The organism is Paraburkholderia sp. EG286A (assembly GCF_040965375.1).
Classification (GTDB): domain Bacteria; phylum Pseudomonadota; class Gammaproteobacteria; order Burkholderiales; family Burkholderiaceae; genus Paraburkholderia.
Genome location: NZ_JBFRCB010000002.1, coordinates 185,195 through 210,885, shown reverse-complemented (window position 1 = coordinate 210,885; position 25,691 = coordinate 185,195). Strand labels below are relative to the sequence as shown.

22 protein-coding genes are annotated in these 25,691 nt (G+C 64.3%); 20 read left to right on the top strand and 2 right to left on the bottom strand.

Features of this window, described 5'->3' with window-relative positions; translation table 11 throughout:
• Positions 1 to 43 precede the first annotated feature (43 nt).
• A complete protein-coding gene (locus AB4Y35_RS07635; protein WP_069264482.1) occupies positions 44 to 568 on the bottom strand; it encodes a class IV adenylate cyclase in 525 nt (174 codons plus the stop codon).
• Between the two features lie 205 nt (positions 569 to 773).
• Complete coding sequence (locus tag AB4Y35_RS07630) at positions 774 to 1,661, bottom strand: LysR family transcriptional regulator (protein ID WP_368703987.1); 888 nt, start codon at positions 1,659 to 1,661, stop codon at positions 774 to 776.
• A 112-nt stretch (positions 1,662 to 1,773) separates the two neighbouring features.
• Here AB4Y35_RS07630 and AB4Y35_RS07625 point away from each other — a divergent pair, with 112 nt between their 5' ends.
• The 20 genes from AB4Y35_RS07625 to atpE all read left to right on the top strand — a co-directional run bounded on the left by AB4Y35_RS07625 (position 1,774) and on the right by atpE (position 25,595).
• Positions 1,774 to 3,297, top strand: a complete 1,524-nt coding sequence (locus AB4Y35_RS07625; RefSeq protein WP_368703986.1) for a CoA-acylating methylmalonate-semialdehyde dehydrogenase — start codon at positions 1,774 to 1,776, stop codon at positions 3,295 to 3,297.
• A gap of 115 nt (positions 3,298 to 3,412) precedes the next feature.
• On the top strand, positions 3,413 to 5,116 hold the full coding sequence (locus AB4Y35_RS07620) for a GMC family oxidoreductase (protein ID WP_368703985.1): 1,704 nt from the start codon (positions 3,413 to 3,415) through the stop codon (positions 5,114 to 5,116).
• 370 nt (positions 5,117 to 5,486) lie between these two features.
• Complete coding sequence (locus AB4Y35_RS07615; RefSeq protein WP_028203291.1) at positions 5,487 to 6,266, top strand: ABC transporter ATP-binding protein; 780 nt, start codon at positions 5,487 to 5,489, stop codon at positions 6,264 to 6,266.
• Positions 6,263 to 7,033 (top strand): ABC transporter ATP-binding protein, encoded by a 771-nt coding sequence (locus tag AB4Y35_RS07610; RefSeq protein ID WP_368703984.1) that lies wholly within the window; start codon positions 6,263 to 6,265, stop codon positions 7,031 to 7,033. The genes AB4Y35_RS07615 and AB4Y35_RS07610 overlap by 4 nt, the downstream gene beginning before the upstream one ends.
• 109 nt (positions 7,034 to 7,142) lie before the next feature.
• Complete coding sequence (locus AB4Y35_RS07605) at positions 7,143 to 8,360, top strand: ABC transporter substrate-binding protein (protein WP_368703983.1); 1,218 nt, start codon at positions 7,143 to 7,145, stop codon at positions 8,358 to 8,360.
• Between the two features lie 109 nt (positions 8,361 to 8,469).
• Entirely contained in the window at positions 8,470 to 9,354 is an 885-nt protein-coding gene (locus AB4Y35_RS07600; RefSeq protein ID WP_342920302.1) for a branched-chain amino acid ABC transporter permease, read from the top strand.
• A complete protein-coding gene (locus tag AB4Y35_RS07595; RefSeq protein WP_368704627.1) occupies positions 9,354 to 10,325 on the top strand; it encodes a branched-chain amino acid ABC transporter permease in 972 nt (323 codons plus the stop codon). Before AB4Y35_RS07600 ends, AB4Y35_RS07595 begins: the two co-directional genes overlap by 1 nt.
• A gap of 692 nt (positions 10,326 to 11,017) precedes the next feature.
• Positions 11,018 to 12,184 (top strand): ABC transporter substrate-binding protein, encoded by a 1,167-nt coding sequence (locus AB4Y35_RS07590; protein WP_368703982.1) that lies wholly within the window; start codon positions 11,018 to 11,020, stop codon positions 12,182 to 12,184.
• Positions 12,185 to 12,489: 305 nt separating this feature from the next.
• Positions 12,490 to 13,659 carry an ABC transporter substrate-binding protein gene (locus AB4Y35_RS07585; RefSeq protein ID WP_368703981.1) on the top strand — a complete coding sequence of 390 codons (1,170 nt, stop codon included), beginning with the start codon at positions 12,490 to 12,492 and terminating at the stop codon, positions 13,657 to 13,659.
• 250 nt (positions 13,660 to 13,909) lie between these two features.
• Positions 13,910 to 14,965: a branched-chain amino acid ABC transporter permease gene (locus AB4Y35_RS07580; protein WP_368703980.1), complete on the top strand. Its 1,056-nt coding sequence runs from the start codon at positions 13,910 to 13,912 to the stop codon at positions 14,963 to 14,965.
• Positions 14,966 to 14,969: 4 nt separating this feature from the next.
• Positions 14,970 to 16,757: an ATP-binding cassette domain-containing protein gene (locus tag AB4Y35_RS07575; RefSeq protein ID WP_368703979.1), complete on the top strand. Its 1,788-nt coding sequence runs from the start codon at positions 14,970 to 14,972 to the stop codon at positions 16,755 to 16,757.
• Entirely contained in the window at positions 16,754 to 17,503 is a 750-nt protein-coding gene (locus AB4Y35_RS07570) for an ABC transporter ATP-binding protein (RefSeq protein WP_368703978.1), read from the top strand. The genes AB4Y35_RS07575 and AB4Y35_RS07570 overlap by 4 nt, the downstream gene beginning before the upstream one ends.
• Positions 17,504 to 17,698: 195 nt before the next feature.
• On the top strand, positions 17,699 to 19,666 hold the full coding sequence (gene mnmG / locus AB4Y35_RS07565) for a tRNA uridine-5-carboxymethylaminomethyl(34) synthesis enzyme MnmG (protein WP_368703977.1): 1,968 nt from the start codon (positions 17,699 to 17,701) through the stop codon (positions 19,664 to 19,666).
• On the top strand, positions 19,663 to 20,361 hold the full coding sequence (rsmG, locus tag AB4Y35_RS07560; RefSeq protein WP_368703976.1) for a 16S rRNA (guanine(527)-N(7))-methyltransferase RsmG: 699 nt from the start codon (positions 19,663 to 19,665) through the stop codon (positions 20,359 to 20,361). Before mnmG ends, rsmG begins: the two co-directional genes overlap by 4 nt.
• Positions 20,362 to 20,458: 97 nt before the next feature.
• A complete protein-coding gene (locus tag AB4Y35_RS07555) occupies positions 20,459 to 21,229 on the top strand; it encodes a ParA family protein (RefSeq protein WP_069264452.1) in 771 nt (256 codons plus the stop codon).
• Positions 21,230 to 21,247: 18 nt separating this feature from the next.
• Positions 21,248 to 22,135: a ParB/RepB/Spo0J family partition protein gene (locus AB4Y35_RS07550; protein WP_042265990.1), complete on the top strand. Its 888-nt coding sequence runs from the start codon at positions 21,248 to 21,250 to the stop codon at positions 22,133 to 22,135.
• Positions 22,136 to 22,229: 94 nt separating this feature from the next.
• Positions 22,230 to 23,345 carry an SLC13 family permease gene (locus AB4Y35_RS07545; RefSeq protein ID WP_368704626.1) on the top strand — a complete coding sequence of 372 codons (1,116 nt, stop codon included), beginning with the start codon at positions 22,230 to 22,232 and terminating at the stop codon, positions 23,343 to 23,345.
• Positions 23,346 to 23,642: 297 nt separating this feature from the next.
• A complete protein-coding gene (locus tag AB4Y35_RS07540; protein ID WP_368703975.1) occupies positions 23,643 to 24,236 on the top strand; it encodes an ATP synthase subunit I in 594 nt (197 codons plus the stop codon).
• A gap of 171 nt (positions 24,237 to 24,407) precedes the next feature.
• Positions 24,408 to 25,259 carry a F0F1 ATP synthase subunit A gene (atpB, locus tag AB4Y35_RS07535; RefSeq protein WP_368703974.1) on the top strand — a complete coding sequence of 284 codons (852 nt, stop codon included), beginning with the start codon at positions 24,408 to 24,410 and terminating at the stop codon, positions 25,257 to 25,259.
• 66 nt (positions 25,260 to 25,325) lie between these two features.
• Positions 25,326 to 25,595 carry a F0F1 ATP synthase subunit C gene (gene atpE, locus AB4Y35_RS07530; protein ID WP_028203308.1) on the top strand — a complete coding sequence of 90 codons (270 nt, stop codon included), beginning with the start codon at positions 25,326 to 25,328 and terminating at the stop codon, positions 25,593 to 25,595.
• Positions 25,596 to 25,691 lie beyond the last annotated feature (96 nt).

Sequence of the window (25,691 nt, the reverse complement as noted above, 5' to 3'; positions counted from 1 at the left end):
AGGCGTAGCGGGCCGCAAGGGCCCGCTTGGCCAATTACAGATGTCAGGCCGCGTTGGCCGTATTGAGCAGATCCACGTAAGCCACCGCGACGAGATCGCTCTCGTCCACGCCGAGCTTCGCGAACACCGCGTGCGCTTCGGCTTCGCCGCCTTGCTCGTCGTCCTCGGGGCCGAGTACCACTTCCAGCTCGACGAAGTCGCCGAGACCATCCACGCGGTCCAGGTGGATGCGCGTGCGGCCCGCCAGATACACGTGGCGCTCCTTCGAGACGATGCCGCGCGTGGTGAGCGCCGTGGCGAGCAGCGAGTGCATGGCCTCGGCATTCGTGACGGGGCTGCGCGTGTAGTACGAGGCCTTCGGGCCGTCGCGGTCATCGCGTTGATAGAAGATCAGCTCGGGCGGCGTGCCGTCGTCGAACTGGCGCAGCTTCAGGCGGCCGCGCGGTACGTCATAGAAGAAGTCCTGCTGGCGAAAGATCAGCGGCGCTTCGGTGGCGAGCTGGGAAGCGCGATCGCGCAGGGCGTCGAATTGACGGGCGCGGGCTTTGATTTCGATGTTGCGGGCCATGCAAGGCTCCTGTCGAACGAAGAGAACAAGGGGAACGATGGGAGAAGCGGGAAACGCGCCGCGCAGGGTGAACACACCCGTGGGCGTGCCGAAAACGCGGAGCGAATTCCCAATCTATCAAAACTTGTGTGACAGCGCTGTTACGCGACCAGGCTTGCGCTTACGTCAGACATGAACGGCGCGCGCGTGTCTTCATGAGCGCGGCTCATATCGCCCATTGCGTTTCGATCGACTTGAGCGCCGCCGCGATGGTGGGCTCGTCACGCCGCGCGGCGAGCGTGATGAAGGTGAGTTCCGTGGGCACCGTCACGCCTTCGACGATGGTGAGCCCGTGCGCGTGCGCTTCGGCGAGGGCCGTGGAATCGCGTGCGAGCGTGAGGCCCACGCCCGACTTCACGAGATCGAGCATCGACGGCTCCTGGTCCACCTCGGCCACCTTCACCGGCCTCGCGTGCGCAGCCTCGAACAGCGTGGTGAGCAGGCGATTGTGCGCGGAGGCGGGCGGTGTCCAGATCCACGGCAGCGCGGCGAGTGCGCGCCAGTCGCGCGCATCTTTGACGCGGTCTTTCCAGCCTGCGGGCGCGAGCACGCGGTACTGGAAGCGCGTGAGCGTGATGGCGTGGAAGGTGTCGGGGTCGGGCGCGGGCTGGCCGATGTAGTAGCCGACGTCGAGTTCGCGCGAGCGCACCTGGTCGAGCACCCAGCCCGACATGCCGTGGCGCAGCGCCGTTTCGATCTGCGGCCAGGTTTCGACGAGCTGGCGCAGAAAGCCGCCGAGGCGCAGGAATGCCGGATCGAGAATGGTGCCGATGCGCAAGCGCCCGCGCACCTCGTGCCGTAGTGCAGCAGCGGCGCGCAGCACGTCGCCGGCGGCGGCGAGCGCGCGTTCGGCATGCGGCAGCAGCGCCTGGCCGTCGCGCGTGAGCGCGAGGCCGTGCGAGGTGCGCGTGAAGAGCGTAACGCCGAGCGCCTCCTGCAGATGCTTGATCTGCAGGCTCACGGCCGGCTGCGTGAGATGCAGATGGGTGGCCGCGCGCGTGAGGTTGCCCTCGCGCGCGACCGTGACAAACGCTCGGAGCAAGGTCAGGTCCATATCCTGATATTAAACCGCCTTATATCGCTGTTGAGCATTAATCATTGGATCGCGCCGACGCCAGGCGATTACGCTAGTTAGATCGAGGCTTCACGACACAAGAGGCACACCCATGGGCGAGACACATCAAAACGAAGCCGGCGTACGCATGCTGACGCACTTCGTCAACGGCAAGCCGCTGGCTGGAACGGGCGAGCGGCATGGCGACGTCTTCAATCCGGCATTCGGCAAAGTGAGCGCGCGCGTGCCGCTCGCCACCGTGGCGGAGGTCGACGCCGCCGTTGCCGCCGCGCAGGCCGCCTTTCCCGCCTGGGCGGAGATGGCGCCGATCAAGCGCGCGCGCATTCTCTTCAAGTTCAAGGATCTGCTCGACCAGCATCACGACGAACTCGCCGAATTCATTACGCGTGAACACGGCAAGGTGTTCTCCGACGCGAAGGGCGAGGTGATGCGCGGCATCGAGGTGGTCGAGTTCGCGTGCGGCATTCCCAATCTGCTGAAGACCGATTTCACCGACCAGATCGGCGGCGGCATCGACAACTGGAATCTGCGCCAACCGCTGGGCGTCGTGGCGGGCATCACGCCGTTCAACTTCCCGATGATGGTGCCGTGCTGGATGTTCCCGATCGCGCTCGCCTGCGGCAACACGTTCGTGCTGAAGCCTTCGGAGCGCGATCCTTCCGCTTCGGTGCGGCTTGCCGAACTGCTCAAGGAAGCCGGGCTGCCCGACGGCGTGTTCAACGTCGTGCACGGCGACAAGGTGGCCGTTGACGCGCTGCTCGCGCATCCCGACGTCACCGCGCTGTCGTTCGTCGGCTCGACGCCGATCGCCGAGTACATCTACACGGAAGGCACGAAGCACGGCAAGCGCGTGCAGGCGCTGGGCGGCGCCAAGAATCACCTCGTCGTGATGCCCGACGCCGATCTCGACCAGGCCGTCGATGCGCTGATCGGCGCGGCCTACGGCTCGGCCGGCGAGCGCTGCATGGCGATTTCGGTGGCGGTGGCCGTGGGCCATATCGCCGACGAACTCGTCGAGCGCCTCACGCCGCGCGTGAAGGCGCTGCAGATCGGCAGCGGCATGGACGGCGCCTCGGAAATGGGACCGCTCGTCACGGGCGTGCATCGTGCGAAAGTGCAGGGCTATATCGAGGCGGGCGTGGCGGCGGGCGCGAAGCTCGTCGTGGACGGGCGCGGCCACAAGGTGGACGGTCACGAGGACGGCTTCTTCCTCGGCGGCACGCTGTTCGACGACGTGAAAACCGACATGACGATCTACAAGGAAGAGATCTTCGGTCCGGTGCTGTCGGTCGTGCGCGTGCCCGATTTCGCGAGCGCCGTCGAGTTGATCAACGCGCACGAATTCGCCAACGGCGTGTCGTGCTACACCTCGGACGGCGGCGTCGCGCGCGCCTTCTCGCGCCAGATCAAGGTGGGGATGGTGGGCATCAACGTGCCGATTCCGGTGCCGATGGCGTGGCACTCGTTCGGCGGCTGGAAGCGCTCGCTGTTCGGCGACCACCATGCCTACGGCGAGGAAGGCGTGCGCTTCTACACGCGCTACAAGAGCATCATGCAGCGCTGGCCCGACAGCATCGCCAAGGGCGCGGAATTCACCATGCCGGTGGCGAAGTAGGCGGGCGCGAGCTGGGCGACTCGACAGGAATCCGAAGCGATCGATGCCGCCCGGCGCAGCAATCGCAGTTCAAAAAATACAACATGAAGAGAGCAGTCATCGCTGGAGACACATCATGCCTGCACCGAGTGAAGCCCAGGCCGCGCGCCGCCTCGAAGGCGAATTCGACTACGTGATCGTCGGCGCGGGCACCGCGGGCTGCGTGCTCGCCAATCGCCTGACCGAAGACGCGGACGTTTCCGTGCTGCTCATCGAGGCGGGCGGCGCGGACGACTATCACTGGATCCACATCCCAGTGGGCTACCTGTATTGCATCGGCAATCCGCGCACGGACTGGCTCTACAAGACCGCTGCCGAAAAAGGCCTCAACGGCCGCTCGCTCTCGTACCCGCGCGGGCGCGTGCTGGGCGGCTCGTCGTCGATCAACGGCATGATCTACATGCGTGGCCAGCGCGAAGACTACGACAACTGGGCGCGCGAGACCGGCGATGCCGGCTGGTCGTGGGACAGCGTGCTGCCCGTGTTCCGCCGCAGCGAAGACCATCACGGCGGCGCGAGCGAGTTTCACGGCGCGGGCGGCCAATGGCGCGTGGAGAAGCAGCGCCTGCGCTGGCAGATTCTCGAATCGTTCGCGCACGCCGCGCAGGAGCAGGGCATTGCGGCCACCGACGACTTCAATCGCGGCGACAACAGCGGCGTGGGCTATTTCGAGGTGAACCAGAAGCGCGGTGTGCGCTGGAACGCGTCGAAGGCGTTCCTGCGCGCGGCGATGAAGCGGCCCAACCTCACCGTCGTCACCGGCGCGCTCACGCAGCGCGTGATCTTCGAAGGCAAGCGCTGCGTGGGCGTGGAGTATCGCGGCGACGTCGATTACATCGCGCGCGCGCGTTGCGAAGTCATCCTGAGTGCGGGAGCGGTGAATTCGCCGCAATTGCTCGAGCTTTCGGGCATCGGCGAGGCCGGGCGGCTCGCGCAGCTCGGTATCGGCGTCGTGCAGGATCTGCGCGGCGTGGGCGAGAACCTCCAGGACCATCTGCAATTGCGCATGGCGTTTCGCGTGAACGGCGTGCGTACGCTCAACACGGCCTCCGCGCACTGGTGGGGCAAGCTGATGATCGGCATGCAGTACGCGTTGTTCCAGAGCGGACCGATGTCGATGGCGCCCTCGCAGCTCGGCGCGTTCGCGAAGTCGGACCCGGGCGACCCCGCGCTCACGCGGCCCGATCTCCAGTACCACGTGCAGCCGCTTTCGCTCGACCGCTTCGGCGAGCCGCTGCATCGCTTCAACGCGTTCACGGCCTCGGTGTGCAACCTGCGGCCCACGTCGCGCGGCAGTATCCACGCCGTTTCGGCGGACCCGTCGCAGGCACCCGCGATCGCGCCCAATTATCTGTCGACCGATCGCGACCTGCGCGTTGCGGCCAACGCGATGCGGCTCACGCGGCGCATCGCGGCCTCCGGCGCGCTCGCGCGCTACCAGCCGCACGAGATCCTGCCGGGGCTCGCGTTTCAGACAGAGGAGCAGTTGCGCGAGGCGGCCGGCAACGTCGGCACGACGATCTTTCATCCGGTCGGCACATGCCGCATGGGCCGCGCAGACGACCCCGACGCCGTGGTCGATGCGCGCCTGCGGGTGCGCGGCGTGGAGGGCCTGCGTGTGGTGGACGCCTCGGTCATGCCGACCATTACCTCGGGAAACACGAATTCGCCGACGCTGATGATCGCGGAGCGCGCCGCCGAGATGCTGCGCACCGACCGCCGCGAGGGCGCGCGTGCGCAAACGGAGGCCGCCGCCGGTGCAACGCTGACGACCGCCTGAGGGCATGGAGCGACGCGCAAGATAGCGTCAGGTTCATGAATATATGGGACGCACGCGGAAGCGCTTCCGCGTGCGTGTTTCTGTACGTCCGTCAGATACGGGTTTGTGGCGATCGTGCGCCTAACCTGCAGGCATCTTTCGTCAAACTGTCGTCAACTATTGGTTGTAATGTTCGCTGTCCTTGTGGCGCTCCCTTAAGTGCAAATCCCAATGATTGCGCTGCATCATTGGCGAGACAATGACGCGAAAGTCGGCAGGCGCGCGTTGCGCGCATCGGGAGGCGCGCCGCCACGTCCGCGCCGGACCTCACCGTGCACCACGAGTCACGGACGGTCTGCAGTGTTACGCCTTACCACGCTCGGAAGGGGACATGATTCTCGGCGACACGATTCTGGAGACGCGCGACCTCACGAAACAGTTCAAGGGCTTCACGGCCGTGAACGGCGTGAACCTGCGCGTGTGCCGCGGCTCGATCCATGCACTGATCGGGCCGAACGGCGCAGGCAAGACCACCTGCTTCAATCTCCTCACCAAATTCCTCGTGCCCAGCGCTGGGCGTATCGTTTTCAACGGCATCGACATCACGCATGAGCGGCCCGCGCAGATCGCGCGGCGCGGCATCATCCGCTCGTTCCAGATTTCGGCCGTGTTTCCGCACCTCACGGCGCTCCAGAACGTGCGCGTGGGGCTGCAGCGCTCGCTCGGCACCGCCTACCACTTCTGGAAGAGCGAACGCACGCTCGCGGAGCTCAACGACCGCGCGATGGATCTGCTCACACAGGTGGGCCTCACCGATTTCGCCGATGTGCCCACGGTCGAGCTGGCCTATGGCCGCAAGCGCGCGCTGGAAATCGCCACGACGCTCGCGATGGAGCCCGAGCTGATGCTGCTCGACGAACCGACCCAGGGCATGGGCCACGAAGACGTGGACCGCGTGACGGCGCTCATCAAGAAGGTATCGAGCGGGCGCACGATCCTCATGGTCGAGCACAACATGAACGTGATTGCCGGCATCTCCGACACCATCACGGTGCTTCAGCGCGGCGAGGTGCTCGCCGAAGGCAGCTACGCCGAAGTTTCGAAGAATCCGCTCGTCGCCGAGGCCTATATGGGCAGTGCGGACGCGGCGCTCACGGGGGCGCACGCATGAACACGGTCACCGAACGCGAAACGGCCGCGGCTGCCGGCGCGACTGAGAGCGCGAAGGCGCTGGAGATCGAGGGGCTGCAGGCGTGGTATGGCGAGTCGCACATTCTGCACGGCGTGGATCTCTCCGTCGGGCGCGGCGAAGTCGTGACGCTGCTCGGGCGCAACGGCGCGGGGCGCACGACGACGCTGCGCGCGATCATGGGGCTCACCGGGCGGCGCACGGGCTCGATCCGCATCGGCGGGCGCGAGACCATCCAGATGCCCACCTATCGCATCGCGCACTGCGGCGTGGGGTATTGCCCCGAGGAGCGCGGCATTTTCGCGAGCCTCTCGTGCGAAGAGAATCTGCTCCTGCCGCCGCACATCGGGGCGAAAGGGGCGAAGTTGGCGGAGGGCATGTCGCTCGACGAGATCTACTCGATGTTTCCCAATCTCGCCGAACGGCGCAACAGCCAGGGCACGCGGCTTTCCGGCGGCGAGCAGCAGATGCTGGCCGTGGCGCGCATCCTGCGCACGGGCGCGAACCTGCTGCTGCTCGACGAGATATCCGAAGGTCTCGCGCCGGTGATCGTGCAAACGCTCGCGCGCATGATCCTCACGCTCAAGTCGCGCGGCTACACGATCGTGATGGTCGAGCAGAATTTCCGTTTTGCGGCACCGCTCGCGGACCGCTTTTACGTGATGGAGCACGGGCGCATCGTCGAGCATTTCGGCACTGCCGAGCTCGAGGGGAAGATGCCGGTGCTGCACGACCTGCTGGGCGTTTAATTTTCGGTTCTGGTTTGCTGCGCGACGCAACCGTGCCGCGCGAATCGCTTTGCCTCCAGCGTTCATGGAGTGTTCCTGAATAATTACGCAACCAAGGAAGGAGACTGCAATGAAGAAAACCACGTTCGCGCGGCTCGCGGGCCTTTTTGCCGCCTCGGCAGCTGCGATGGCGTTCAGCGCGGGGAGCGCGCAGGCCGCCGACGACGCGGTGAAGATCGGCTTCATCACGGACATGTCCGGCCTTTACGCCGACGACGACGGCCAGGGCGGCCTCACGGCGATCAAGATGGCGGTCGCGGACTTCGGCGGCAAGGTGCTCGGCAAGCCGATCCAGGTCGAGTACGCGGATCACCAGAACAAGGCCGACATCGCCGCTTCGAAGGCGCGCGAATGGTTCGACCGTGACGGGCTCACCATGCTGCTCGGCGGCACGAACTCGGCAACGGCGCTGGCGATGAACCAGGTCGCGCAAGAGAAGAAGAAGGTGTACTTCAACACGGGCGCGGGCACGGACGCCCTGACGAACGAGCAGTGCACGCCGTACACGGTGCACTACGGCTACGACACGGTCGCGCTCGCGAAGGGCACGGGCCTCGCGGTGCTCAAGCAGGGCGGCAAGAGCTGGTTCTTCCTGACCGCCGACTACGCGTTCGGCAAGTCGCTCGAGAAGAACACCGCGGACGTCGTGAAGGCGAACGGCGGCCAGGTGCTCGGCGAAGTGCGCCATCCGCTCTCGGCGTCGGACTTCTCGTCGTTCCTGCTGCAGGCGCAAGCCTCGAAGGCGCAGATCCTCGGCCTCGCGAATGCGGGCGGCGACACGGTCAACGCGATCAAGGCCGCGAAGGAATTCGGCATCAACAAGACGATGAAGACGGCGGCGCTGCTGATGTTCCTGCCCGACGTGCACAGCCTCGGGCTCGACACCACGCAGGGCCTCGTGCTGACGACCGGCTGGTACTGGGACCAGAACGACGACACGCGCAAATGGGCGCAGCGCTACTTCGACCAGACGAAGAAGATGCCGTCGGAACTGCAGGCGGCCGACTATTCGGCGGTGACGACCTACCTGAAGGCGGTGCAGGCGGCCGGCACGACGGATTCCGACAAGGTCATGGAGCAGCTCAAGAAGACCAAGGTCAACGACTTCTATACCAAGGGCGGCTACATCCGCCAGGACGGCGTGCTGATCCACGACATGTATCTCGTCGAGGTGAAGAAGCCGTCCGAGTCGAAGAAGCCGTGGGACTACTACAAGGTCCTGCAGACGATCCCGGGTGAGCAGGCCTACACGACGAAGCAGGAGAGCAAGTGCGCGCTGTGGAAGTAAGCGCGCGCGCGTAAATGCTGCAGTCGGATGCCGCGCCCGGCGCCCCGAGGTGGGTGCGCCGGGCGCGGCATGATTGTGTAATCCGTTAATGCGTCAATGGGCGGCTCTCATGACGATTTTTGGCATTCCGCTTCCGGCAATGCTGAGCCAGTTGCTACTCGGGCTCGTGAACGGCTCGTTCTACGCGATCCTGAGCCTCGGTCTCGCGGTGATCTTCGGCATGCTCAATGTGATCAACTTCGCTCACGGCGCGTTGTTCATGCTGGGCGCGATGCTCACGTGGATGGGGCTCGCGTACTTCGATCTGCCGTACTGGGTGATGCTCGTCGTCGCTCCACTCGTGGTCGGCCTGTTCGGTGTCTTGATCGAGCGCTCCATGCTGCGCTGGCTCTACCGGCTCGATCATCTGTACGGACTCCTGCTCACTTTTGGTCTCACGCTCGTGGTGGAGGGCGTGTTCCGTTCGATCTACGGTTCGTCGGGCCAGCCCTATGATGTGCCCGACCTGCTCGCCGGTGCGACCAATCTCGGCTTCATGTATCTGCCCAACTATCGCGCCTGGGTGGTGGTGGCTTCGCTTGCCGTGTGTTTCGCGACCTGGTTCGTGATCGAAAAGACACGCCTTGGCGCGTATCTGCGCGCGGGCACCGAGAACCCCAAGCTCGTCGAGGCGTTCGGCATCAACGTGCCGCTCATGATCACGCTCACCTACGGCTTCGGCGTCGCACTCGCGGCGTTCGCGGGCGTGCTCGCCGCGCCCGTGATCCAGGTGTCGCCGCTCATGGGCCAGCCGATGATCATCACCGTGTTCGCCGTGGTCGTGATCGGCGGCATGGGCTCGATCATGGGTTCGATCCTCACCGGCCTCATGCTCGGCGTGATCGAAGGCTTCACGCGGGTGTTCTGGCCCGAGGCCTCCGCGACCGTGGTGTTCGTAATCATGGCGATCGTGCTGCTGATTCGCCCCGCTGGTCTCTTCGGCAAGGAACGATGATGCAAAGAAAAGCGCTCTATGGTTTGTTGCTGATCGGGTTGATCGTCGCGCCGTTTGCCGGCGCCTATCCGCTCTTCGTGATGAAGGTGCTGTGCTTCGCCCTGTTCGCCGCGGCGTTCAACCTGCTGATCGGCTACACGGGCCTGCTCTCGTTCGGCCACGCGATGTTTCTGGCGAGCGCGGGCTATACCGCCGGCTATGCGATCCAGTCGCTCAATTTCACGCCCGAGGTGGGCGTGCTCGCGGGCACGGTGGTGGCCACGGTCCTCGGGCTCGTGGTCGGCATCTTCGCGATTCGCCGGCAGGGCATCTACTTCTCGATGGTCACGCTCGCGCTCGCGCAGATGGTCTACTTCGTGTTCCTGCAGGCCCCGTTCACGCACGGCGAAGACGGTCTGCAAGGCGTGCCGCGCGGCAAGCTGTTCGGCGTGCTCTCGCTCGGTTCCGATCTCACGCTGTACTACGTCGTGCTCGTCGTGATGGTGCTCGCGTTCGGTCTGATCGTGCGCATCGTGCATTCGCCGTTCGGGCAGGTGCTCGTGGCGATCAAGGAGAACGAGCCGCGCGCCGTCTCGCTCGGCTACGACACCGACCGCTTCAAGCTGCTCGCGTTCGTGTTGTCGGCGGGGCTCGCGGGTCTGGCCGGCGCGCTCAAGGTGCTCGTGCTCGGCTTCGAAACGCTCGGCGACGCGTACTGGACCATGTCCGGCCTCGTGATCCTCATGACGCTCGTGGGCGGCATGGGCACGCTGTTCGGGCCGCTGCTCGGCGCGACGCTGATCGTCGCGCTGGAGGACCGGCTAGGCGACATCGGCACGGCGCTCGCGAGAGGGACGGGTGTGGAGTGGTTCCGCTCACTCGGTGAGTCCACAACGATCGTCACGGGCCTCATCTTCATTGCCTGCGTGCTGGCGTTCCGGCGCGGCATCGTCGGCGAGATCGTGGCGCGCGTGCGGCCCCTGCGCGCGTGACGGCCGGGTATGCCAGGACTGCTCCGGACTACGATAGAATGGTCGCCCGCCGGCCTGAGCTGGCATAGCCCGCGCAAAGATGTCGCGCTGCGGCATGCCGAGGCGGCCCGCCGTGCGACAAACCTGTGTAGCAACGCCCCATTTCGGTGCCGCACTGCACCACTAGGGTAAATGCTAGTTGCTGCAGAGGGGGGTGAAGTTTAAAGTTGCACTTAGTTCTGATGCACCGAATTTGCAGGTGGAGAACGAGGAGACAACTGAGGCACCAAGTGCCCGGACAAGGAAGCGCTGTTGGATGAGAGTCCAACAGCGCTTTTTATATTTCTGCGCGCCTGTTTTCAACGGCGAGCCGATTATCTTTTATCCGCTCCGAGGCGTGCGACTTACGCACCTTCGCACGCGTCGATTATCCCTTCCCAAATTACGCAAATCAGGCCACGCGGCCGGCTTCGCCCGCTGCACAGGCGTTTGCACATTACGCAAAGCGGGCGCGGAATCCTGCTCACTGTAAGCAAATGGAAAGCGCTTGCCATCTGAATACGCAGACCGCTACACTCGCCAATCACCGACCATGCGGTCAGCATTTTTGCGTTGATTTCCCGCAGCCGATTATCGATTTGCGTATGAGGTAATCGGCCGCGGTGCGCCACAAATCCGTAGCAATAAAGAAAACGAATATCGAAGGAGTGGAGATGCAGTTGGTTTTGCGTTGGATGGGGGCGGCTTGCGTCGCGACCGGGGTGCTCGCGGCGACGGCCGGCGGGGCGTATGCAGATGTGAAGATCGGAGTGACGCTGTCGGCGACGGGGCCGGCTGCCTCGCTCGGGATTCCGGAAAAGAACACGGTTGCGCTGTTGCCGAAGGAAATCGCGGGCCAGAAAGTCGATTACATTGTGCTCGACGACGCCACGGATTCCACCCAGGCGGTGAAGAACGCGCGCAAGCTCACGAGCGAAGACCATGTCGACGCCTTGATCGGCTCGACTGTCGTGCCCAACTCGCTCGCCATGATCGACGTCGCCGCGGAAACGTCCACGCCGATGATCTCGATGGCCGCCGCGGCCTCGATCGTCGAGCCGATGGATGCCAAGCGCTCTTGGGTCTTCAAGACGCCGCAGAACGACGCGCTGATGGCCGGCGCCATCGCACAGCACATGGCGGCGCACGGCGTGAAGACGGTAGCCTTCATCGGCTTCGCAGACGCGTATGGCGAGAGCTGGTACAAGGAATTCAGCGCGGCCGCTGCCAAACAGAACATCAAGGTCGTCGCGAACGAACGCTTCGCGCGTAACGATGCCTCGGTCACGGGCCAGGTGCTCAAGATGATCTCGCAGCACCCCGACGCGGTCCTCATCGCAGGCGCGGGCACGCCGGCCGCGCTGCCGCAGAAGACGCTCAAGGAGCGCGGCTACGCGGGCAAGTACTACCAGACCCACGGCGTGGCCAACAACGACTTCCTGCGCGTGTGCGGCAAGGACTGCGACGGCACCTGGCTGCCCGCCGGGCCGCTGCTCGTCGCCGATCAATTGCCGGATGCGAATCCCGTGAAGCAATCGGCGCTTGCGTACAAGGCAGCGTATGAAAAGGCCTATGGCGCAGGCTCGATCTCGACGTTCGGCGGTCACGCGTGGGACGCGGGCCTTTTGCTCCAGCACGCAATTCCGGTCGCGCTGAAAGCCGGTCAGCCGGGCACGAAGGCCTTCCGCGAAGCGCTGCGCGCCGCACTCGAAAACTCGCATGACGTGGCAGGCGCGCACGGCATCTTCAACATGAGCGCGACCGACCACGCGGGTCTCGACCAGCGTGCCCGCGTGATGGTGGAGATCGTCGGCGGCAAGTGGAAGCTCGCCGGCGATTGAGCGCCGGTTGAATGACGCACGAAACACGAAAAAGGCACGCTCGATTGAGGTGCCTTTTTTGTTGCCGTTACAACGGCTTTGCAGCAGCAGGGAAGGCAGTAAAGGCAGGGCAGTAGTCAGTCGATAAAAGGGGAAAGCGCACCCACGCGTGCGGCGGCTTGTGCGGCGCCGCAGGCAGGGAAAACCATGCATTACACGCGCGATCCCGATTACTACACTCAAAGGCCGGCGCCGATTTACGAATATCCTAGTAATCGGCGCAGGATCAATCGACAACACGCAGACGAAGCGTTTGGAGACGCGCAATGAAAACGAAGAAGTGGGTTTTGAGCTCGATTAGTGCCGGACTCGCAGTGGCGCTGATGGGCACGGCGGGCATCGCCGCCGCGCAGGTGAAGATTGGCGTGACGCTCTCGGCAACGGGGCCGGCCGCGTCGCTCGGCATTCCCGAGAAGAACACCATCGCGCTGCTGCCCAAGGAGATCGCGGGCAAGAGCGTGCAGTACATCGTGCTCGACGACGCCTCGGACACGAGCAAGGCAGTGCAAAACACGCACAAGCTGATCGACGAAGACCACGTGGACGCCATCATCGGCTCGTCGGTCACGCCGAACTCGCTCGCCATGCTCGATGTCGTCGCGCAGGGCAAGACGCCGATGATCTCGCTCGCCGCGTCCGCTGCGATCGTCGAACCGGTCGAGGGGAAGCGCCAGTGGGCCTTCAAGACGCCGCAGAACGACAGCCTGATGGCCGACGCGCTCGCGAGCTACATGGAGAAGCAGGGTGTGAAGACGGTGGGCTTCATCGGCTTCACCGACGCCTACGGCGACAGCTGGCTCAAGGAATTCACCAACGCGGCCGGAAAGCACAACCTCAAGATCGTGGCGAACGAGCGCTATAACCGCACCGACTCGTCGGTGACGGGCCAGGCGCTCAAGCTGATGTCGGCGAACCCCGATGCGATCCTGATCGCCGGCTCGGGCACGCCCGCGGCGCTGCCCGCGACCACGCTCAAGGATCGCGGCTACAAAGGCAAGATCTATCAGACGCACGGCGTGGCGAATAACGACTTCCTGCGCGTCTGCGGCAAGGACTGCGAAGGCGAGCTGCTGCCCGCAGGCCCGATCCTCGTGGCCGACCAGTTGCCCGATTCGAACCCCGTGAAGAAGTCGGCGCTGGCCTACAAGACGGCCTATGAGAAGGCCTATGGCGTCGGCACGGTGGCGACCTTCGGCGGTCATGCGTGGGACGCTGGGCAGCTGCTCCAGCGCGCCATTCCAGTCGCGCTGAAGGCAGGCCAGCCGGGTACCGAGGCGTTCCGCGTGGCGCTGCGCGCCGCGCTCGAAAGCTCGCAGGACGTGGCGGGCGCGCACGGCATCTTCAACATGAGCGCGACGGATCATGCGGGCCTCGACCAGCGCGCGCGCGTGATCGTCGAGATCGTCAACAACAAGTGGAAGCTGCAGAGCGAATAACGTGCGGCGCACGGGAAAGCGCCGCGCGTTTTCCCGTGAAACCCACGCGCGTGTCACGGCGTCATTCTGGCCACTGACAATTGCGATCAAGCGAGATCAAGCATGACCGGTGTGCGGCGTCGTCGCTGCGCACCGGCTTTTCACACATGAAGTCCGAACCGCGCCTCTGAAGGTTCACTCACGCCAGCATTGCCGTTGTTTCGACGTCGTAGTTTTTCCGGGTTCCAGAAAGTTTCAGGAAGAGGGGAGTATGGATTTATCGATCGCCGCGATCCTCGCGCAGGACGGCAACACCACCGGTGCGATCTATGCGCTGCTAGCGCTCGCCCTGGTGCTGGTGTTCTCCGTCACGCGGGTGATCTTCATTCCGCAGGGCGAATTCGTTTCGTATGGCGCGCTCACGCTCGCCGCACTGCAATCGCAGAAGTTTCCGGCCACCTGCTGGCTGCTCGTCGCGCTCGGCGCGGCGTGCTTCGTGGTCGAGACCGCCGGACTCGTGCGTCACGCCGAACGCCGGCGCCATGCAGCGCGCACACTCGTGACGCTTGCGGGCAAGTATCTGCTCTTTCCCATCGCGCTCTATGCGGTGACGCGCGGCGTAGCGAGCCAGCAGCTACCCATGCTCGTACAGATCGCGCTCACGCTCGCGATCGTCGTGCCGATGGGGCCGTTCATCTATCGCCTCGCGTATGAGCCCATCGCCGAAGCGACCACGCTACTGCTCCTGATCGTAGCGGTGGCGGTGCACTTCGCGATGGTGGGCCTCGGGCTCGTGATGTTCGGCGCGGAAGGCTCGCGCACGAACGCGTTCTCCGATGCAACGTTCAACATCGGCAGCCTGTCGATCTCGGGCCAAAGCCTCTGGGTGATCGGCACGGCCGCCGTGCTGATCGTCGCGCTGTATCTCTATTTCGATCGCACGATCTCGGGCAAGGCGCTGCGCGCGACCTCGGTGAACCGGCTCGGTGCGCGGCTCGTCGGCATCGGCACCACACAGGCCGGACGGCTTGCGTTCACGCTCGCCGCGGGCCTCGGTGCGCTGTGCGGCATCCTCGTCTCGCCGCTCACCACCATCTACTACGACTCTGGCTTTCTGATCGGCCTCAAGGGCTTCGTGGGCGCCATTATCGGCGGCCTGGTGAGCTATCCGCTGGCTGCGGCAGGTTCCGTGCTCGTGGGCCTGCTGGAGTCGTACTCGTCGTTCTGGGCGAGCTCATACAAGGAAGTGATCGTGTTCACGCTGATCATCCCCGTGCTGCTGTGGCGCTCGCTCTCGACGCCGCACGCCGAAGAGGAAGAGGAGTGACGCGATGAAACGATTCGTCATGCACAACCGCTTCTTCTGGCTGTTCCTCGTGGTGATGTTCGCGTTGCCGGTGCTGCCGCATCCGGTGCACGTGCCCGAGTACTGGATCACGCTGCTCAACTACATCGGCCTGTATTCGATCGTCGCGATCGGGCTCGTGCTGCTCACGGGCATCGGCGGGATGACGAGCTTCGGGCAGGCCGCGTTCGTCGGGCTCGGTGCTTACGCGACCGCCTATCTGACGACGCAGTACGGCGTTTCGCCGTGGCTCGCGCTGATCGTCGGCGTGGTGATCACGGGGCTCGTGGCGCTCGTTCTGGGGCTCGTGACGATGCGTCTGTCGGGCCACTTCCTGCCACTCGGCACGATCGCCTGGGGCCTCGCGCTGTTCTTCCTGTTCGGCAATCTCGACATGCTCGGCAAGTACGACGGCATCAACGGCATTCCCGTGCTGAACGTGCTGGGCATCGACCTCGAATCGGGCCGCCATATTTACTACCTGATCTGGGTCGTGGTGCTAGCGTCCGTGGTGTCGGTTCAGAACCTGCTTAATAGCCGCATGGGACGCGCGATTCGCGCGCTGCGCGGCGGCGGCTTGATGGCCGAGGCCATGGGCGTGAACACCGGCTGGATGCGTGTGGTGATCTTCGTCTATGCGGCCGTGCTCGCGGCCGTTTCGGGCTTCCTGTACGCGCATTTGCAGCGTGCGGTGAACCCGACGCCGTTCGGTCTGAATCACGGCATCGAGTATCTCTTCATGGCCGTGGTGGGCGGCGTGGCGCACGTCTGGGGCGCGGTGCTGGGCGCGGCGATTCTCACCGTGCTGCAGGACTGGCTGCAAACGCTGCTGCCGAAGCTGCTCGGCGAGAACGGCAACTTCGAGATCATCGTGTTCGGCATTCTGATGGTGTTGCTGCTGCAATACGCGCGGCGCGGCGTCTGGCCGTTCGTGGCGCGCTTCTTCCCGCGCGGTCCGCGGGCGCATGTGCCCGAGCACGCGGAGGCTTTGCCGCAGCGCAGCAAGCCGGCCACCGGCGAAATGCTGCTCACGGTGAACAAGGCGCGCAAGCAGTTCGGCGGCCTCGTGGCCGTGAACGACGTGAGTTTCGAAGTGAAGGCGGGGCAGATCATCGGCCTGATCGGTCCCAACGGCGCGGGCAAGTCGACGACCTTCAATCTCGTGACCGGCGTGCTCCAACCGACCAGCGGCGAGATCACGTTCCGCGGCGAGCGCATCGATCGCCTGACTTCACGTGAAATCGTCGCGCGCGGCATTGGCCGCACGTTCCAGCACGTCAAGTTGCTGCCGACGATGACGGTGCTCGAGAACGTCGCCATTGGCGCGCATCTGCGGGGTCACGCGGGCGTGCTGCGCAGCGTCGCCAAGCTCAATGCCACGGAAGAAGGGCGGCTCATGAGCGAGGCGGCGAAGCAGATCCGCCGCGTGGGGCTCGAGCAGCATATGTATGACGAAGCGGGCAGCCTTGCGCTCGGCCAGCAACGCATCCTGGAGATTGCACGCGCGCTGTGCTGCGATCCGACCTTGCTGCTGCTCGACGAGCCGGCTGCGGGCCTGCGTTACAAGGAAAAGCAACAGTTGGCGGCATTGCTGCGCAAGCTGAGAGAAGAGGGGATGAGCGTGCTGCTGGTCGAACACGACATGGATTTCGTGATGAATCTCACCGACCGCCTCGTGGTGATGGAGTTCGGTACGCGCATCGCAGAAGGTCTGCCGGAAGAGGTGCAGAAGGACCCGGCGGTGCTGGAAGCGTACCTGGGCGGGGTGGAATGATGACGACTCCCGTACTGGAAGTTTCCGGACTCGCGGTGCGCTACGGCAAGATCGAGGCGCTGCACAAGGCAGCGATCAAGGTGGGCGCTGGGCAGATCGTCTCCGTGATCGGTCCGAACGGCGCGGGCAAGTCCACGCTGCTCAACGCCATCATGGGCGCGCTGCCCGTGGCGGGGCACGCGAGTGGCCGCATCGCTTATATGGGCGAAGAGATTGGCGCGCTGCCGATCGAGCGGCGCGTGGCGCGCGGCATGTGTCTCGTGCCGGAAAAGCGTGAGCTGTTCGCCTCGATGACGGTGGAGGACAACCTCGTGCTTGGCGCATACCGTCGCAAGCGCGCCGGTGAGCGTAATTTCCTTGATCAGCTCGAACCGGTTTTCGCGCTGTTTCCGCGCTTGAAGGAGCGCCGGGCGCAGGCGGCCGGTACGCTCTCGGGCGGCGAGCGCCAGATGCTCGCAGTCGGCCGTGCATTGATGGGCAAGCCCGATCTGCTGATGCTCGACGAGCCGAGCCTGGGTCTCGCGCCGCTGATCGTGAAGGAAATCTTCCACATCATCAGCGCGCTGAGGCAAACCGGCGTCGCGACGCTGCTCATCGAGCAGAACGCGCGAGCCGCGCTGCAGATTTCCGATTACGGCTACGTGCTGGAAACCGGCGACCTGGCGCTCGAAGGGCCGGCAGGGGAGTTGGCGCAGAACCCGCGCGTGATCGAAACATATCTCGGGTTGGCCAAGAAGCCGGTCTGACTTCGTCTATTGCTGTAGAAATGAGCGGCGTGTTTCACGTGAAACACGCCGCTTTTTTTTGTTCAACACGGGCCGAGTCCGGGAACAAAAATCGGGTGTGAACGGCCGAAAACCCGAAACCGTTATAATTCGCGCATACCATTTTTTTCTGAGAAGGCTCACGCGGTCGTTTCCGTCCATGCGTGAGGTCCCGCCATGCTTTATCCCACAGAGTTTGACGTAATCGTCGTCGGCGGCGGTCACGCCGGAACCGAGGCTGCGCTTGCCGCCGCCCGCATGGGCGTCAAGACGCTCCTGCTTACTCACAACATCGAAACGCTCGGTCAGATGAGCTGCAATCCGTCGATTGGCGGCATTGGCAAGGGCCATCTGGTCAAGGAAGTCGATGCGCTCGGCGGCGCCATGGCCGCGGCGACGGACGAGGGCGGGATCCAGTTCCGCATCCTCAATTCGTCCAAGGGCCCGGCAGTTCGGGCGACGCGCGCGCAGGCCGACCGCATTCTTTATAAGGCGGCGATCCGCCGACGCCTCGAGAATCAACCGAATCTGTGGCTGTTCCAGCAGGCCGTGGAAGACCTGATGGTCGAAGGCGACCGCGTCGTAGGCGCCGTCACGCAGGTGGGCATCCGCTTCCGCAGCCGTGCGGTTGTGCTGACGGCGGGGACCTTCCTCGACGGCAAGATCCACGTGGGCCTGAACAACTACACGGGTGGCCGCGCTGGCGATCCTGCTGCCGTGACGCTCTCGTCGCGCCTGAAGGAGCTGAAGCTGCCGCAGGGCCGCCTCAAGACGGGCACGCCGCCGCGTATCGACGGCCGCACGATCGACTTCTCGATGCTCGAAGAGCAGCCGGGTGACCTCGATCCGGTGCCGGTGTTCTCGTTTCTCGGCCGCGCGGAGCAGCATCCGCGCCAGATTCCGTGCTGGGTCACGCATACGAATGAGCGCACCCACGACATCATTCGTGGCGGTCTCGACCGCTCGCCGATGTACACGGGCGTGATCGAAGGGGTAGGGCCGCGCTATTGCCCGTCCATCGAGGACAAGATTCATCGCTTCGCCTCGAAGGAATCGCACCAGATCTTCCTTGAACCGGAAGGCCTGACGACGAACGAGTTCTACCCCAATGGCATCTCCACGAGCCTGCCGTTCGATGTGCAGCTCGAACTCGTGCACTCGATGCGCGGCCTCGAGCACGCGCACATCCTGCGTCCGGGCTACGCGATCGAATATGACTACTTCGACCCGCGCGGCCTCAAGGCATCGCTCGAAACCAAGGTGATCAACGGCCTGTTTTTTGCGGGCCAGATCAATGGCACGACGGGCTATGAGGAAGCTGCAGCGCAGGGCTTGCTCGCCGGCATGAACGCAGGCCTCCAGGTGCAGGGCAAGGACGCATGGTGCCCGCGCCGCGATCAGGCGTACCTCGGCGTGCTGGTTGACGATCTGGTGACGCGAGGCGTCTCCGAGCCGTATCGCATGTTCACGAGCCGAGCCGAATACCGCTTGAGCCTGCGTGAAGACAATGCGGATATGCGCCTGACGGAGATCGGTCGCGATCTGGGCGTGATTGATGACGTTCGTTGGGACGCGTTTTGCCGCAAGCGCGATGCTGTTTCACGTGAAACAGAGCGTCTGAAGTCGACGTGGGTGAACCCCAAGACGCTTTCGGCTGAAGAAGCGACGGCACTGCTTGGCAAGTCGATCGACCGCGAATACAACCTTGCGGACCTGCTGCGCCGCCCGGGCGTGAGTTACGACGGCGTTTGCGGTCTGCGCGAAGGCGCTTGCGCGCCGGAAACCCCGCTCGCCGACGACGAGGTTTTGCTCGCCCAGATCAAGGAGCAGATCGAAATCGGCATCAAGTATCAGGGCTATATCGATCGCCAGGCCGACGAGATCGAGCGCAATGGCGCGCAGGAAAATACCCGTCTGCCCGAAGGCATCGATTACGCGGAAGTGCGCGGCCTGTCGTTTGAAGCGCGCCAGAAGCTGAACCAGTTCCGCCCTGAGACGATCGGCCAGGCGTCGCGCATTTCGGGCATTACGCCCGCCGCGATCTCGCTGCTGATGGTGCACCTCAAGCGCGGCCTTGGTCGCCGCCGCCAGAATCCGGGCGCTGCTGACGAAAGCGGCACCGACTCGACGCCGGTGGCGCAATGACGGGCCGCTCGAGGCAACCCGGTATTGCGGACCGCGACGCGCTGGCTCGTCTGCTGAAAGAGGGCGCAGAGGCGCTGGGTGTCGAACTCAGCGAACGGCAGCACGAGCAGTTGCTCGACTACGTTACGCTGCTCGCGAAGTGGAACGCCGTGTATAACCTCACGGCGATCCGCGATCCGCGTCAGATGTTGATCCAGCATATTCTCGATTCGCTCTCGATCGTGCCGCATCTGCCGACGCGCGCCGAAGCAACGGTGCTCGATGTCGGCTCCGGCGGCGGCCTGCCCGGCATCGTGCTCGCAATTGTGCGCCCGGACTGGCAGGTCACGCTCAACGATATCGTGCAGAAGAAGTCGGCGTTCCAGTCGCAGGCGAAGGCTGAACTCGGACTCGCGAACCTCTCGGTGGTGACCGGCCGGGTCGAATCGCTGCGTCCCGGCATCGAAGTATCGAAAAAATTCGATTTGATCGTGTCTCGGGCATTCGCGGATCTCGCCGATTTCGTTACACTGGCCCGTCATCTCGTTGCCGACGGTGGCGCGATCTGGGCCATGAAGGGTGTGCACCCCGAAGGCGAGATCGAGCGCCTGCCGGCCGGCACCCGGGCACTGAATACGATTCGCCTGAGCGTGCCGATGCTCGACGCGGAGCGTCACCTGACCGAAGTGTCTGTTGAGCCGGTCGCCGCGGTCTGAGCCGGTCCGGCGATGGCCAATCGGCCGAATGGTGTGCGAGGCGGTTTGGTCATAACGTAAGCAAACTTCTTAAGGCAGTAAAAGGGACACACAAAAGATGGCAAAAATCTTCTGCGTTGCGAACCAGAAGGGCGGCGTCGGCAAGACGACGACAACGGTCAATCTCGCCGCGAGCCTCGCATCGCAGGGACAACGTGTCCTTCTCATCGACCTCGACCCGCAGGGCAACGCCACGATGGGCAGCGGCATCGACAAGGCCGCGTGCGAGAACACGGTGTACGAGGTGCTCGTCGACGGCGTCACGGTGAACGCCGCGCGCACGCGACCGGAGCAGGTCGGTTACGACGTGCTGCCGGCCAACCGCGAGCTGGCCGGCGCCGAGGTCGAACTGGTGACGGTCGAGCAGCGCGAGCGGCGCCTGAAGGCCGCGCTCGCCGAAGTCGACGCCGACTACGACTTCGTGCTGATCGACTGCCCGCCGGCGCTTTCGCTGCTCACGCTCAACGGCCTGTGCGCCGCCCATGGCGTGGTGATCCCGATGCAGTGCGAATACTTCGCGCTCGAAGGCCTTTCGGATCTCATCAATACGATCAAGCAGGTCCACGCGAACATGAATCGCGACCTGAAGGTGATCGGCCTTCTGCGCGTGATGTTCGATCCGCGCATCACGCTGCAGCAGCAGGTTTCCGAGCAGTTGAAAGAGCACTTCGGCGACAAGGTCTTCGACGCCGTGATCCCGCGCAACGTCCGCCTTGCCGAAGCACCGAGCTACGGCTTGCCCGGCGTGGTGTTCGATCGCGCCTCGCGCGGTGCACAGGCCTATGTGCAGTTCGGCGCGGAAATGATCGAGCGCGTGCGCGCACTCTGACGAGACTGGGGAAGCACGATGAATGCAGTAGCACGGAAGAAGGGGCTGGGCCGGGGGCTGGAAGCATTGCTCGGCGGCAGCGCGGACATCACCGAGGCGGTGAAGATCGACGGCGCGCCCAACACGCTGCCGCTCACGCAAATGCAGGCCGGCAAGTACCAGCCGCGCACGCGCATGGACGAGGGCGCGCTCCAGGAACTGGCCGCGAGCATTCGCGCGCAGGGTCTGATGCAGCCGATTCTCGTGCGCCCGGTTGCGACGGGGCGCTACGAAATCATCGCGGGCGAGCGACGCTTCCGTGCTGCGCACATCGCCGGCCTGACCGAAGTGCCGGTGCTCGTGAAGGACGTGCCCGACCAGGCCGCCGCCGCGATGGCGCTGATCGAGAACATCCAGCGCGAGGACCTGAATCCGCTGGAAGAGGCGCAGGGCATCCAGCGCCTGCTCGACGAGTTCAGCTTCACGCACGAGCAGGCGGCCGAGTCGGTGGGACGCTCGCGCAGCGCGGTGTCGAACCTGCTGCGTCTGCTCAACCTCGCGGCGCCCGTGCAGACCATGCTGCTGGCCGGCGATCTCGACATGGGCCACGCTCGCGCGCTGCTCGCCGTGGACGCCGCCACGCAGATCACGCTGGCGAACCAGGTGGTCAACAAGCGGATGTCGGTGCGTGAAACGGAGAAGCTCGTTTCGGCGACGACGAAGGCCGCACCGGCGGTAAAGGCGAAGGCCGCGCACGACGGCGGGCGCGACACGCGCCGCCTCGAAGAGGAGCTGTCGGACCTGCTCGCCGCCTCGGTGAAGATCAAACTCGGCCGACGCGGGCGAGGGCAGCTCACGGTCGACTTCGGCGACCTCGACGCGCTCGACGGCATCCTGCTGCGCCTGCGCGGCGAGACGGCGGCGTGATGGGCACGATGGGCACGATGGGCGCCGCCGTGGCTAACGCGCGCGCCGGCGCATAAAGCCGGTGCGCGAATCGGAGCAGGGCGCGCGCGAGCCCTTGAGCCTGCTGCGCCGCATCGGCGCATTCGCCGTTTCGGAGCCGGTGCTCGCGATCCTCGTCGTGGCGTTCGTGGCGTTGCAGATTTACGCGCCTCGACCCATCGCTTCGCTGCCCGCACTCGTCGACTGGCAAACGGTGATGACTCTCGCGGGCTTGCTCATTCTGACGAAGGGTATCGAATATTCAGGACTGCTGACCTGGCTCGCGCACAAGCTCGTCCACCACATTCATTCGGAACGCGGGCTCGCATTGTTGCTCGTCGCGCTGGCCGCGGTGCTGGCGATGATCGTGACCAACGATGTGGCGCTCTTCGTCGTGGTGCCGCTCGTGCTGTCCCTGCACAAGCTCATGCCGCTGCCGCTCAAGCGCCTCGTGATCGTCATCGCGCTTGCCGTGAATGCGGGCTCGGTGCTCACGCCGCTCGGCAACCCGCAGAACCTGTTTCTCTGGCAGGCGAGCGGGGTGTCGTTCGGACGCTTCGTCGTGGGGCTCGCACCGCTTTGCGCGTTTCTCATGGCGATGCTCATCCTGGTCGCGGCGTTCCTCTTCAGGGCCGCGCCGCTCGATCTCTCGAAAGACGCCGCGCCGCAGCGCGTCGATCGCGCGCTGGCGAGCGTGGCGGCTCTGCTCTTCGTCGCGTTCGTGCTGCTCGCCGATGCACACCACGCAGGCGTCGCGCTGGCCGCCGTCGCCGCGGGCTTCGTGATCTGGCGCATTCGCATCGTGCTGAAGATCGACTGGCTGCTGCTGCTGATCTTCGTGCTGATGTTCATCGTCCTGCGCAGCGTGGCCGCGCTGCCCGCCATCCATCACGCGCTGACGTCGCTGTCGCTGCAAACGCCGATGCGCGCTTTTGCCGCAGGCGCGGTGCTGTCGCAAGTTATTAGCAATGTTCCGGCCGCCATCGTGCTCGCGGGCTTCACGCACGACTGGCGCGCGCTCGCGTTTGGCGTGAGCGTGGGGGGCTTCGGGGTCGCCATCGGCTCGCTGGCGAATCTCATCGCCGTGCGTCTGTCCGGCCAGCGCGGCGTGTGGCTGCTGTTTCACCTGATCGCCGTGCCGTTCTGGATCGTGGCCTTTTTGGGCGGCGCGCTGCTGCTGCATCTGTTCTGACGGCACCCCGTCCCACATCGTGGCGCATCGCCAGGATTGCGCGCCAGATGGCTTCAAAATTACCTGGTCATCCTGATGATTGCGCGTTGCCTGCTGCGTCCCTTACAGTTACCGGTCACACCTTCGCGGCGCCGTGTTTTCCGCATCATGAAGTCGCATTTCACAGGTGTTATTGAAGGGCCTAAAGTCTTGAATTGCCTGCAACTATCGCTTACAATCGCCCGGATTTATTTGGTTGGCGATGCTGTAAGTACGCTGTAATAAGGCGCGTGCGCGGCGAATTTCCGGAATCAAGCGATGGTGGGTCAGAGGCCAGACGAAGCGCCACAGGCGCATGAAGGGCCCGATGTACCGCCGGGCGAAGTCGGGGCATCCAGCCAGGGGCAGGATGCAGCGGCAAAAAATTCCGGACGCGTTGTTTCCAAAGCGGATCACAACGCGCGCTGGGATGAGCTGGACGCCAGCCAGCAAGATAACAACGACATCGTTCCGCTCACCCGGGCCGAAGCCGAGCAAATTTTCGGCGCACAGGTGAGTCGCCCATCGCGCGTCACGCCGTTTCGTGTCGTCGCGGCGCAAGTGGTTTTGTCCCTGGTTGCAACGTTGGTATGGTGGCTGTTTTATAAGCAGCCGGCCGATGCTGCGCTGTCTGCGTTCCTGGGCGGAGCGATCTGCTGGTTTCCCGGTGCGCTGTTCGCGGCGCGCCTGAAGCAGTTGAGTCGTGCCGGCACCGTGTTTAACTGGATGCTCGGTGAAGCCTTCAAGATGGGGGCGACGATTGCGATGTTCGTCGCCATCGCGTTCTGGTATCACGACGTGCAGTGGATTCCCCTGCTCGTCACGTACCTGATCGCACTAAAGACATACTGGATCGCGCTCGCGTGGCGCTGACCCACCCACATCGCGCCGCCTCAAGTCAGGGCGTCGAAGCGATGACGGTGGAAGTTAGCTGGCCGATGCGAAGCAGATAAGACACGATCCACGGCGGTGCGTTCCCGCAATACAGTATTGCGGCGGGAGCGGCCGAAAACGATTTTCGACAATTTGGGTGGCTTTAACGATATGGCAGCTAGCGAAGGAACGAGCGCACCGGGTCCGTCCGAGTACATTGCTCACCACTTGCAGAACTTTGCGACCTCGCACCAGACGTCGATCGTCGACTTCAGCGTCTGGAACATCGACACGTTGTTCTGGTCGATCCTGTGCGGCGTCGTGACGATCCTCATCCTGCGCCTCGCTGCGCGCAAGGCGACCCCGGGCGTACCGGGCCGCTTCCAGTGCGCCATCGAAATGCTGGTCGAGATGGTCGAGGACCAGTCCAAGTCCATCGTCCATGGCAACCGCGCATTCATCGCACCGCTCGCGCTGACCGTCTTCATCTGGGTCGCGCTCATGAACTCGCTCGACTTCATTCCCGTCGACCTGCCCACGCGCGTGATCGGCTGGCTCGGCCTCTCAGAAGTGCTGCCGCACCAGCGCATCGTTCCGACTGCCGACCTCAACGGCACGTTCGGCATCGCGCTCGGCGTGTTCGTGCTGATGATTTACTACAACCTCAAGATCAAGGGTCCTGGCGGCTTCGCACACGAGCTGCTCTCGGCCCCGTTCGGCTCGCATCCGCTCCTGTGGATCCCGAACCTTGCACTGAACATCATCGAGTTCGTCGCCAAGACGGTTTCGCTCGCCCTGCGGTTGTTCGGCAACATGTATGCAGGCGAGCTGCTGTTCCTGCTGATCGCGCTGCTGGGCGGTCTGTGGAGCTTCGGCGCGGACACGACGGTGCTTGGCTTCATCGGCCACGTGATTGCGGGCAGCGTCTGGGCGATCTTCCACATCCTGATCGTTCTGCTGCAGGCGTTCATTTTCATGATGCTGACGCTGGTGTACATCGGCCAGGCACACGACAAGCACTAAGTGCTCGTCAAACCAGATTTGCAGTTTTAAATCCCCAGTTCCAGAAAATCTCAATAAGGAGTGATCATGCAAGCTTTCATCGCCAACATCCAGGGTTTCACGGCCATCGGTATCGGCATCATCATCGGCCTGGGTGCAATCGGCGCCTGTATCGGTATCGGCCTGATGGGCGGCAAGTACATCGAAGCGTGCGCACGTCAGCCTGAGCTGATGAACCCGCTGCAAACGAAGATGTTCCTGCTGGCTGGTCTGATCGACGCGGCGTTCCTGATTGGCGTTGGTGTTGCAATGCTGTTCGCGTTCGCTAACCCGCTGCTCTCGAAGCTCGCGGGCTAAGTTCCCTGGAAGGTTGCGCCTGACCTATAACGGGTAGTGGGCGCATGGCGGAACGGGAGACGAGGCGCTGATCGAGTTCACAACCGATGAGCGCCT

Bases quoted from the DNA above. Each gene is read 5' to 3' on its own strand.
- AB4Y35_RS07635 (WP_069264482.1), bottom strand. From the start codon at position 568: ATGGCCCGCAACATCGAAATCAAAGCCCGCGCCCGTCAATTCGACGCC.
- AB4Y35_RS07630 (WP_368703987.1), bottom strand. From the start codon at position 1,661: ATGGACCTGACCTTGCTCCGAGCGTTTGTCACGGTCGCGCGCGAGGGC.
- AB4Y35_RS07625 (WP_368703986.1), top strand. From the start codon at position 1,774: ATGGGCGAGACACATCAAAACGAAGCCGGCGTACGCATGCTGACGCAC.
- AB4Y35_RS07620 (WP_368703985.1), top strand. From the start codon at position 3,413: ATGCCTGCACCGAGTGAAGCCCAGGCCGCGCGCCGCCTCGAAGGCGAA.
- AB4Y35_RS07615 (WP_028203291.1), top strand. From the start codon at position 5,487: ATGATTCTCGGCGACACGATTCTGGAGACGCGCGACCTCACGAAACAG.
- AB4Y35_RS07610 (WP_368703984.1), top strand. From the start codon at position 6,263: ATGAACACGGTCACCGAACGCGAAACGGCCGCGGCTGCCGGCGCGACT.
- AB4Y35_RS07605 (WP_368703983.1), top strand. From the start codon at position 7,143: ATGAAGAAAACCACGTTCGCGCGGCTCGCGGGCCTTTTTGCCGCCTCG.
- AB4Y35_RS07600 (WP_342920302.1), top strand. From the start codon at position 8,470: ATGACGATTTTTGGCATTCCGCTTCCGGCAATGCTGAGCCAGTTGCTA.
- AB4Y35_RS07595 (WP_368704627.1), top strand. From the start codon at position 9,354: ATGCAAAGAAAAGCGCTCTATGGTTTGTTGCTGATCGGGTTGATCGTC.
- AB4Y35_RS07590 (WP_368703982.1), top strand. From the start codon at position 11,018: ATGCAGTTGGTTTTGCGTTGGATGGGGGCGGCTTGCGTCGCGACCGGG.
- AB4Y35_RS07585 (WP_368703981.1), top strand. From the start codon at position 12,490: ATGAAAACGAAGAAGTGGGTTTTGAGCTCGATTAGTGCCGGACTCGCA.
- AB4Y35_RS07580 (WP_368703980.1), top strand. From the start codon at position 13,910: ATGGATTTATCGATCGCCGCGATCCTCGCGCAGGACGGCAACACCACC.
- AB4Y35_RS07575 (WP_368703979.1), top strand. From the start codon at position 14,970: ATGAAACGATTCGTCATGCACAACCGCTTCTTCTGGCTGTTCCTCGTG.
- AB4Y35_RS07570 (WP_368703978.1), top strand. From the start codon at position 16,754: ATGATGACGACTCCCGTACTGGAAGTTTCCGGACTCGCGGTGCGCTAC.
- mnmG (WP_368703977.1), top strand. From the start codon at position 17,699: ATGCTTTATCCCACAGAGTTTGACGTAATCGTCGTCGGCGGCGGTCAC.
- rsmG (WP_368703976.1), top strand. From the start codon at position 19,663: ATGACGGGCCGCTCGAGGCAACCCGGTATTGCGGACCGCGACGCGCTG.
- AB4Y35_RS07555 (WP_069264452.1), top strand. From the start codon at position 20,459: ATGGCAAAAATCTTCTGCGTTGCGAACCAGAAGGGCGGCGTCGGCAAG.
- AB4Y35_RS07550 (WP_042265990.1), top strand. From the start codon at position 21,248: ATGAATGCAGTAGCACGGAAGAAGGGGCTGGGCCGGGGGCTGGAAGCA.
- AB4Y35_RS07540 (WP_368703975.1), top strand. From the start codon at position 23,643: ATGGTGGGTCAGAGGCCAGACGAAGCGCCACAGGCGCATGAAGGGCCC.
- atpB (WP_368703974.1), top strand. From the start codon at position 24,408: ATGGCAGCTAGCGAAGGAACGAGCGCACCGGGTCCGTCCGAGTACATT.
- atpE (WP_028203308.1), top strand. From the start codon at position 25,326: ATGCAAGCTTTCATCGCCAACATCCAGGGTTTCACGGCCATCGGTATC.